Source organism: Stenotrophomonas sp. INTA L402-1 (assembly GCF_059295135.1).
Genome location: NZ_JCAFWP010000070.1, coordinates 1 through 8,520, shown reverse-complemented (window position 1 = coordinate 8,520; position 8,520 = coordinate 1). Strand labels below are relative to the sequence as shown.

Below are 8,520 nucleotides of genomic sequence, written 5' to 3'. Positions count from 1 at the left end.
TCCCCTTTGGGGGCCGTACGATCCTTTATCGACGTTCGTGTGCGGGATGGGGATCGCTCGACTCGTCTGTCGGCTAGTATCCGCAGATGCATGCTTGACGGTCCCTCCACCCTGGCTCCTACATACCTCGTAGGAGCCGGGAGGAACATACAAGCATGGCTCGACTCTACACAACGAAGAAGGGCGGCCTTTGGCCGCCCTTCCATCGTTTTATTTCTTCTCGATGGCCGACTCGACCACCATGTCCAGCACGTACGCCTGCGACGGCGCATCGGCCGGCGGGTTCTTCACTTCGTAGCGCTTCACGCGCACCACGTTGCGCACGCCGTCCTCGTGGGTGTAACCCTCGATGTTGCCGTAGAAGTTCTCGAACTTGCCCGGCTCACCCTGCTTCAGGCCCTTGTCGTCGAACTTCACTTCACGCACCTGCAGGCACTGGTAGTCCGGGATCAGCGGGTGCGAGCACTTCTCGGTCTTGGCGGCCACTTCCAGGAATACGGTTTCGCCGGCGCCGCCGTAGCGGGTTTCAGCGGTCGGTTCCGGGTTGAACACCAGCACGTCGCCCTTCGCGTTGGTCAGGGTCAGCTTGCCATCGGCATCCTGCTCGGCCTTCAGCTCGCCCTGCAGGCGGCTCGACACGGCCTCGTCCAGCGCCATCAGCGCCTTGTCGGTGCAGGCCATCATGGTCGAGGCCATCGCACTGACCGTCAGCTTGCCGTCGGCCAGGGTGTAGCCGCCACCCATGTGGTTGCAGGCGTTGCTGACCGACAGGCGGCCATCAGCGAAGTCCAGGGTGACCGGCTTGTCTTCGCGGACGAACAGCGCGTCGATGCGCTTGCCGTCGGCGGCGGTGGCCTGCTGCAGCAGCCAGTGCTGGCTCTGCAGGCGCTGCGCGTCCAGGTGCGCCAGCGTCTGCTGGTCTGCTGCCTTGGCCGCGGCCGGGGCCACGTCGTCGCCGCCGGTGCCGGCCGGGGCCGGGGTCTGGCTGCAGGCGGCCAGCAGGGCCAGCGGGAGGAGCAGGGTGAGCTTGCGGTTCATGGTGATTCTCCTTGGGGAACCGTGGGGGAAACGGGGTGGGGCCGGCAACGGGGTTACCGTGCCCCGGCGCTGTTCAGCTGCCGGACGGCAACCACAGCAGCAGCGCGGCGCCTAGCGCGATGCGGTAAAGCGCGAACGCGGTGAATTTGTGCGATTTGATGTAGCCCATCAGCCACTTCACTACGACGAAGCCGGTGACGGCCGCGGCAAGGAAGGCCACGCCCACCTCGGTCCAGTTCTCGCTGCCCAGCTGTCCAGCCTTGGCCATTTCCAGGAAGGTGTAGGCGCTGGCGGCGAACATGGTGGGAATGCCGACCAGGAACACGAACTCGGCAGCCGCCGCGCGGCGGCTCAGGCCCAGCAGCATGGCCAGGAAGATCGCCGAGGCCGAACGCGAGGTGCCGGGGAACACGCCGGCCACCACCTGCGCCAGGCCGACGCCGATCGCCACGGTCCAGGTCACCTGGTCGCGGTCGGGCAGGCGCGCGGTGTAGGCCTCCACCAGCAGCATCCAGATGCCACCGATGATCAGTGCCCAGGCCACCGGGCTGACCGTCTCGGGCAGCGACCAGCCGGCTTTGCGCACCACCAGGCCGACCACCGCGGTGACCAGGAAGGCCGCGCCCAGCTTGAAAACGTACTCGCGGTTCTCGCGCTGCCCGAAACCGGTGGCCAACTGCAGCAGGCGCTGGCGGAACACCAGTACCACCGCCACGATCGCGCCGGCCTGGATGACGATGTTGAAGAAGTCCGAACGGGCACCCAGCCAGTGCTGGGCGATGAGCAGGTGGCCGGTGCTGGAGATCGGCAGGAACTCGGTCAAGCCTTCGAGGATGCCCAGCAACAGGGCGGAGAGCAGGTCGGACATGGACGGTGCGGGCACGCGCGGCAGGAAGGAAGAAGGTCGAGAGGATAGACGATCACTGCCGCACCAAACGGGTGCGTCCGCTGTCGGCTGCACCCATTTGGTGCGCACGGTTCTGCACCGCTGCGGGGCGGCCTTTTTGAAATCAATGACTTGCAGCCTGCGAAAAGTTGGCACGGTCGTTGCTGTATCTCAGCAGGCATTCATCCCCATCCGAGGTCGTACCGATGTCCGTGGAAAACGTTGAGAAGCTGATCAAGGACAACCAGATCGAGTTCGTCGACCTGCGCTTTGTCGACATGCGTGGTGTCGAGCAGCACGTGACCTTCCCGGTCAGCATCGTCGAGCCGTCGCTGTTCGAAGAAGGCAAGATGTTCGATGGCAGCTCGATCGCCGGCTGGAAGGGCATCGCCGAATCGGACATGGTGCTGCTGCCGGATACCGCCAGCGCCTACGTCGACCCGTTCTACGCCGATCCGACCATCGTGATCAGCTGCGACATCCTCGACCCGGCCACCATGCAGCCGTATGGCCGTTGCCCGCGCGGCATCGCCAAGCGCGCCGAGGCCTACCTGAAGTCCTCCGGCATCGCCGAAACCGCGTTCTTCGGCCCGGAGCCGGAGTTCTTCATCTTCGACTCGGTCCGCTTCGCCAATGAAATGGGCCACACCTTCTTCCAGGTCGACTCGGAAGAAGCGGCGTGGAACAGCGGCGCCAAGTACGACGGCGCCAACAGCGGCTACCGTCCGGGCGTGAAGGGCGGTTACTTCCCGGTGCCGCCGACCGACACCCTGCACGACCTGCGCGCCGAGATGTGCAAGACCCTGGAACAGGTCGGCATCGAAGTGGAAGTGCAGCACCACGAAGTGGCCACCGCCGGCCAGTGCGAGATCGGCACCAAGTTCAGCACCCTGGTGCAGAAGGCCGACGAACTGCTGCGCATGAAGTACGTGATCAAGAACGTCGCGCACCGCAACGGCAAGACCGTCACCTTCATGCCCAAGCCGATCGTCGGCGACAACGGCAGCGGCATGCACGTGCACCAGTCGCTGTCCAAGGGCGGCACCAACCTGTTCTCCGGTGACGGCTACGGCGGCCTGAGCCAGCTGGCGCTGTGGTACATCGGCGGCATCTTCAAGCACGCCAAGGCCATCAACGCCTTCGCCAACTCGGGCACCAACAGCTACAAGCGCCTGGTGCCGGGCTACGAAGCACCGGTGATGCTGGCCTACTCGGCCCGCAACCGTTCGGCTTCGTGCCGCATTCCGTGGGTGTCCAACCCGAAGGCGCGCCGCATCGAAATGCGCTTCCCGGATCCGATCCAGTCCGGCTACCTCACCTTCACCGCGCTGATGATGGCCGGCCTGGACGGCATCAAGAACCAGATCGACCCGGGCGCACCGAGCGACAAGGACCTGTACGACCTGCCGCCGGAAGAAGAGAAGCTGATCCCGCAGGTCTGCTCCTCGCTGGACCAGGCGCTGGAAGCGCTGGACAAGGACCGCGAGTTCCTGAAGGCCGGCGGCGTGATGAGCGATGACTTCATCGACGGCTACATCGCGCTGAAGATGCAGGAAGTGACCAAGTTCCGCGCGGCCACCCACCCGCTGGAATACCAGCTGTACTACGCCAGCTGACCGGGGGCGATGGCGGTGGGCTTCCCCCTCCCACCCGCCGCCATCGCTTCCGTCTTCGCGGCTGGGGAGCCGCAGGGTGGGCCCCGGTCCGCCGTGGTAGAGCGGACCCCGACCCGCCGTGGCAGAGCGGGCCGCTGGCCCGCCGTGGTAGAGCGGGCCGCTGGCCCGCTGCAGTAGAGCGGACTGTTGGTCCGCTGAAACAGGGGCAAGAGAGACCGGATACGCGACCAGGGCCGCCCTCCCTCCCGCGTCGGTCGTGCAAGGAGAGAGGCACGGCCGTCCCGGCCCTGTACGTGTCCGGTGCAACAGCCACGGCCATCATCCTGATGGCCGCTGGTTGCCTGATGCCAACGCGCGCTGGCGCGCTGGCCCCATCCACCCTCGGGACATGCGCATGAAACTGATCTCCGCCATCATCCGGCCGTTCAAGCTCGACGAGGTCCGCGAGGCCCTCTCCGACGCAGGCGTGTCGGGCATCACCGTGACCGAAGTGAAAGGCTTCGGCCGCCAGAAGGGCCACACCGAGCTGTATCGCGGCGCCGAGTACGTCGTCGACTTCCTGCCCAAGATCAAGATCGAAACCGTGGTCACCGACGAGCGTGCCGACGCGGTGATCGAAGCGATCCAGTCGTCGGCAGGCACCGGCAAGATCGGTGACGGCAAGATCTTCGTCACCGCCGTCGAACAGGTCATCCGCATCCGCACCGGCGAAATCGGTGCCGACGCGCTGTAACCCCTTTCCGGAGACTCCCCCATGAAGATGCGCCTTCTCACCGGGTGGCAAGCCCGGTTCCACTTCGTGTGCCTGTTGATGCTGCTCAGCGCGCTGGCCGCCGGTGCGTGGCCGGGCAGTGCCCACGCTCAGGCCCAGATCTCGCCGCTGCCGAGCGAAAGCGTGGCGGTCGAACCGCTGCAGGATCCGGTCGCTGCGGCCGCCGCACCGGCCGCGGCTGAAGCCGCCGCGACCTACGACCATGGCGACGTGGCCTGGATGCTGACGTCCACCCTGCTGGTGTTGCTGATGGTGGTGCCGGGCCTGGCGTTGTTCTATGGCGGCCTGGTGCGTTCGAAGAATGTGCTGTCGGTGCTCAGCCAGATCCTGGTGGTGTTCTCGCTGGTGCTGCTGCTGTGGGTGGCCTATGGCTACAGCGCGGTGTTCAGCACGGGCAACCCGTTCTTCGGCTCGTTCACCGAATTCGCCTTCCTCAAGGGCTTCACTCCGGAGTCGGTCGGCAACACCCCGATCAAGGGCCTGCCGGATTACCTGTTCGTCGCCTTCCAGTCGACCTTTGCTGGCATCACCACCGCGCTGATCGTCGGCGCGTTCGCCGAGCGCATCAAGTTCCGTGCGGTGCTGCTGTTCTCGGCGCTGTGGTTCACCCTCAGCTACATCCCGATGGCGCACATCGTCTGGGGTGGCGGCTACCTGGGTGAGATGGGCGCGATCGATTTCGCCGGTGGCACCGTGGTCCACATCAACGCCGGTGTGGCCGGTCTGGTCGCCGCGTGGTTCGTCGGCAAGCGCCTGGGCTATGGCCAGACCGCGCTGAAGCCGCACAACGTGCCGTTTACCTATATCGGCGCGATGCTGCTGTGGGTCGGCTGGTTCGGCTTCAACGCGGGTTCCGCCGCTGCCGCCGATACCGTCGCCTCGCTGGCCTTCCTCAATACCGTGCTGGCCACGGCCGCTGCCGTACTCGGTTGGACGCTGGTGGAAGCGATCAGCAAGGGCAAGCCGTCGGCACTGGGCGCGGCCTCGGGCGCAGTCGCCGGCCTGGTCGGCATCACGCCGGCCTGCGGCACCGTCGGCCCGCTCGGCGCGATCATCATCGGCTTCGTCGCCGGCGTGGTCTGCGTGTGGGGTGTGACCGGTTTGAAGCGCCTGCTGAAGGTGGACGACACCGCCGACGTGTTCGGTGTGCATGGTGTCGGCGGCATCGTCGGCGCGATTCTCACCGGTGTGTTCAGCGCGCAGTCGCTGGGCGGCACCAAGGCCGATCTGGATATCGCCCATCAGGTCTGGGTGCAGGTGGTCAGCGTCGGCCTGACCGTGGTCTGGTCGGCGGTAGTGACCACGCTGATCCTGCTGGTGGTGCGCAGCGTGGTCGGCCTGCGCGTGACCGAGGAAGCAGAGCGCACCGGCCTGGATGTGACCTCGCACGGCGAGTCCGCCTACGAGGCCTGAAGTAGCGGCCGAGCTGCTGCATTGATGTTGTGGGTGCCGACCGTTGGTCGGCACTTCTACTGGTCTGGTAGGTGCCAAGCTTGCTTGGCACTGGGTCTGGGTCTGCTCTGGTGGGTGCCGACCGTTGGTCGGCACAGCGGCTAGCCCATCCACGCATGGCGTGGATCTACTGCATCCTCTCTGGTGGGTGCCAAGCTTGCTCGGCACGGCGGCATGCATCATCGCGCCTGATCGCGCACAATCGGGCCATGCACCCGATCCGCACCGCCCTGATGCTCTCGGCCTGCCTGCTGCTGGCCGCCTGTGCCTCCGCGCCGCAGGAAACCCGCAACCCGCTCGCCACCTGGGTGTCGTCACCCAACCAGAATGCGCGCACGCCGGTCATCATCGTCATCCACCACACCGAACAGAAATCGGTGCAGCAGAGCCTGCGCACGCTGCGCACCGCCAACAGCGGTGGACCAGTCAGCGCGCACTACCTGATCGGTGCCGATGGCCATCGCTACCAGCTGGTCGCCGATGAGCGCCGCGCCTGGCACGCCGGCGCCGGGCGCTGGGGCACCATCACCGATCTCAACTCCGCCTCGATCGGCATCGAGCTCGACAACGATGGCCGCAGCCCGTTCAGTGCGGCGCAGATCGAATCGCTGATCGTGCTGCTGCGCGATCTCACCACCCGCCTGAACATCCCGCCGCGCCAGGTCATCGGCCATGCCGACCTGGCGCCGACGCGCAAGCAGGATCCGAGCCGGTTCTTCCCGTGGCAGCAGCTGGCGGAGGCTGGATTCGGCGTATGGCCACGCGCCGCCGACGGGGCTGCGCCGGAAGGCTTCGACGCGTGGAATGCGCTGGCCCGCTTCGGCTATCCGCTCGACAACCGGGACGCCACCGTCGCCGCCTTCCACCGCCGTTTCCGTGGCCGCGACGACCTGCCGAAGACACTGGATGCTGAAGACGCCCGCATCCTGCATTCCCTGCTGCTGCAGACGCCGTGAGCCGGCGCATGAACGCTTGGCCCCGCGCTGGGTTGCCGCCCAGCGGCCGGCACTCCACCATGGCGGCATGATCGATTCCGCCATCTTCTTCAAGCGCAGGCACTGCATCCTGCTGGCAGCGGCCGTGCTCGCCGGCTGCTCCACCACCGCTCCCCGCACCGGAACCGAAGTGCCGACGCCGGTCACGCCGCCCGCGGCCACCTATGCCAAGGCCGCATGGAGCGCACTGCCACCGGTCTCCGACAGCGACCTGCAGGCCGGTTTCGTCGCCTGGCGCAGCAGCTGCACCCGCCTGAAGAACGATGCGGTCTGGGCCAAACCCTGCGCCACCGCCGCGACGGTTTCGGACAAGGACCCGGCGGCGATCCGCCAGTTCCTGCAGCGCGATTTGGATGTCTATGCATTGCGTGCCGGCGGCCACCAGGCCGACGGGCTGATTACCGGCTACTACGAGCCGATCTACCCCGGCAGCCTCACCCGCACGGCTGCTGCCACCGTACCGGTTTACGGCACGCCGAATGATCTGATCGTGGTGCAGCTGGACAGCGTCTACCCGGAATTGAAGGGCAAGCGCCTGCGCGGGCGCGTCGAGGGCAAGGTGCTCAAGCCCTATGACGACGCCGGCACCATCGCGGCCAAGGGCGCCAAGGCGCCGGTACTGGCCTGGCTGACCGACCCGATGGACCTGCAGCTGCTGCAGATCCAGGGGTCGGGCCGGGTGCGCCTGCCCGATGGCACGCAGGTGCGGCTGGCCTATGCGGAACAGAACGGCCACCCCTACCGCGCGATCGGTCGCTGGCTGGTCGACCAGGGCCAGCTGAAGAAAGAAGACGTCACCATGGACGCGATCCGCGCCTGGGCCAGGGCCAATCCCGCGCGCGTGCCGGAACTGCTGCGCAGCAACCCCAGCTACGTGTTCTTCGTGCGCAACCCGGACAGCCCGGAAGGCCCACGTGGTTCACTGAACGTGCCGCTCACCGCCGGCTACAGCGTCGCAGTGGATCGCAGCGTGGTGCCGCTGGGCAGCCTGCTGTGGCTGTCCACCACGCGCCCGGACGGCACCCCGGTGGTGCGCCCGGTGGCCGCGCAGGACACCGGCGGCGCCATTGCCGGTGAAGTGCGCGCCGACCTGTACTGGGGCAGCGGCGATGCCGCCGGCAAGCTGGCCGGCGACATGAAGCAGAAGGGCAACATCTGGATGCTGTGGCCGAAGGGCGTGGCGTTGCCGAACTGAACCGGCAGGGGTCGGATCCCTTTCCGCAGGAAAGGGTTCTGACCCCGGATGCCTGATAATGGCGCCATTCCGAACTCTCCGGCCGCGCCTGCAGCCAGGACCCCTGCAATGAAGAACATCAAGAACAACAACGCAAAGAAGTACTACAAGCACTGGGCCGAATCGGGCCTGGGCAAGGGCAACGTGCTGATGGAAGCCCGTGGCGAGAAGATCGTGCGCCAGGTGGAGATCTACGGCACCAAGATGGTCTGGGCCGACGAGCATGCCCACAGCGATGACCGCTTCCTGCTGGCCGACCAGCCGGTGTCGTTCCTGGATTTCGACGAAGACGACGAAATCTCCGCGCGCGAATTCGAAAGTGCCTGGAAGAAGGCCCGGGAAGCTACCGGCTACCCGGTGTAAGCCACCGCTCCACCCCGCTTTTGTAGAGTCGAGCCATGCTTGTATGTTCCTCCCGGCTCCTACGCGGTATGTAGGAGCCAGGGTGGAGGGACCGTCAAGCATGCATCTGCGGATACTAGCCGACAGACGAGTCGAGCGATCCCCATCCCGCACACGAACGTCGA

Annotated in this window: 8 protein-coding genes; 6 read left to right on the top strand and 2 right to left on the bottom strand. The window is 66.4% G+C overall.

Going from position 1 to position 8,520, the window contains the following annotated elements; all coding sequences use genetic code 11:
* Positions 1 to 210 precede the first annotated feature (210 nt).
* Both AC5O77_RS21230 and AC5O77_RS21225 read right to left on the bottom strand, forming a co-directional pair.
* On the bottom strand, positions 211 to 1,038 hold the full coding sequence (locus tag AC5O77_RS21230; RefSeq protein ID WP_478058834.1) for an META domain-containing protein: 828 nt from the start codon (positions 1,036 to 1,038) through the stop codon (positions 211 to 213).
* A gap of 73 nt (positions 1,039 to 1,111) precedes the next feature.
* On the bottom strand, positions 1,112 to 1,906 hold the full coding sequence (locus AC5O77_RS21225) for an undecaprenyl-diphosphate phosphatase (protein WP_012509682.1): 795 nt from the start codon (positions 1,904 to 1,906) through the stop codon (positions 1,112 to 1,114).
* A gap of 224 nt (positions 1,907 to 2,130) precedes the next feature.
* Between AC5O77_RS21225 and glnA the strand changes: the two genes are divergently transcribed.
* From glnA to AC5O77_RS21195, 6 genes are all read left to right on the top strand, one after another.
* Positions 2,131 to 3,540 (top strand): type I glutamate--ammonia ligase, encoded by a 1,410-nt coding sequence (gene glnA / locus AC5O77_RS21220; RefSeq protein WP_004153533.1) that lies wholly within the window; start codon positions 2,131 to 2,133, stop codon positions 3,538 to 3,540.
* A 394-nt stretch (positions 3,541 to 3,934) separates the two neighbouring features.
* Positions 3,935 to 4,273, top strand: coding sequence for a P-II family nitrogen regulator (locus AC5O77_RS21215; RefSeq protein ID WP_004134334.1), 339 nt, complete (start codon positions 3,935 to 3,937; stop codon positions 4,271 to 4,273).
* A 21-nt stretch (positions 4,274 to 4,294) separates the two neighbouring features.
* The gene (locus tag AC5O77_RS21210; protein ID WP_164080642.1) at positions 4,295 to 5,725 is read left to right on the top strand and encodes an ammonium transporter; all 1,431 of its coding nucleotides are present in this window, start codon (positions 4,295 to 4,297) and stop codon (positions 5,723 to 5,725) included.
* Between the two features lie 248 nt (positions 5,726 to 5,973).
* Positions 5,974 to 6,720, top strand: coding sequence for an N-acetylmuramoyl-L-alanine amidase (locus tag AC5O77_RS21205; protein ID WP_189720335.1), 747 nt, complete (start codon positions 5,974 to 5,976; stop codon positions 6,718 to 6,720).
* Positions 6,721 to 6,787: 67 nt separating this feature from the next.
* Positions 6,788 to 7,954: a murein transglycosylase A gene (mltA, locus tag AC5O77_RS21200; RefSeq protein ID WP_478058831.1), complete on the top strand. Its 1,167-nt coding sequence runs from the start codon at positions 6,788 to 6,790 to the stop codon at positions 7,952 to 7,954.
* A 108-nt stretch (positions 7,955 to 8,062) separates the two neighbouring features.
* Complete coding sequence (locus AC5O77_RS21195) at positions 8,063 to 8,356, top strand: hypothetical protein (RefSeq protein WP_014035514.1); 294 nt, start codon at positions 8,063 to 8,065, stop codon at positions 8,354 to 8,356.
* The last annotated feature ends 164 nt before the right edge of the window (positions 8,357 to 8,520 follow it).

Bases quoted from the DNA above. Each gene is read 5' to 3' on its own strand.
- AC5O77_RS21195 (WP_014035514.1), top strand. From the start codon at position 8,063: ATGAAGAACATCAAGAACAACAACGCAAAGAAGTACTACAAGCACTGG.
- AC5O77_RS21225 (WP_012509682.1), bottom strand. From the start codon at position 1,906: ATGTCCGACCTGCTCTCCGCCCTGTTGCTGGGCATCCTCGAAGGCTTG.
- AC5O77_RS21205 (WP_189720335.1), top strand. From the start codon at position 5,974: ATGCACCCGATCCGCACCGCCCTGATGCTCTCGGCCTGCCTGCTGCTG.
- AC5O77_RS21230 (WP_478058834.1), bottom strand. From the start codon at position 1,038: ATGAACCGCAAGCTCACCCTGCTCCTCCCGCTGGCCCTGCTGGCCGCC.
- glnA (WP_004153533.1), top strand. From the start codon at position 2,131: ATGTCCGTGGAAAACGTTGAGAAGCTGATCAAGGACAACCAGATCGAG.
- AC5O77_RS21215 (WP_004134334.1), top strand. From the start codon at position 3,935: ATGAAACTGATCTCCGCCATCATCCGGCCGTTCAAGCTCGACGAGGTC.
- AC5O77_RS21210 (WP_164080642.1), top strand. From the start codon at position 4,295: ATGAAGATGCGCCTTCTCACCGGGTGGCAAGCCCGGTTCCACTTCGTG.
- mltA (WP_478058831.1), top strand. From the start codon at position 6,788: ATGATCGATTCCGCCATCTTCTTCAAGCGCAGGCACTGCATCCTGCTG.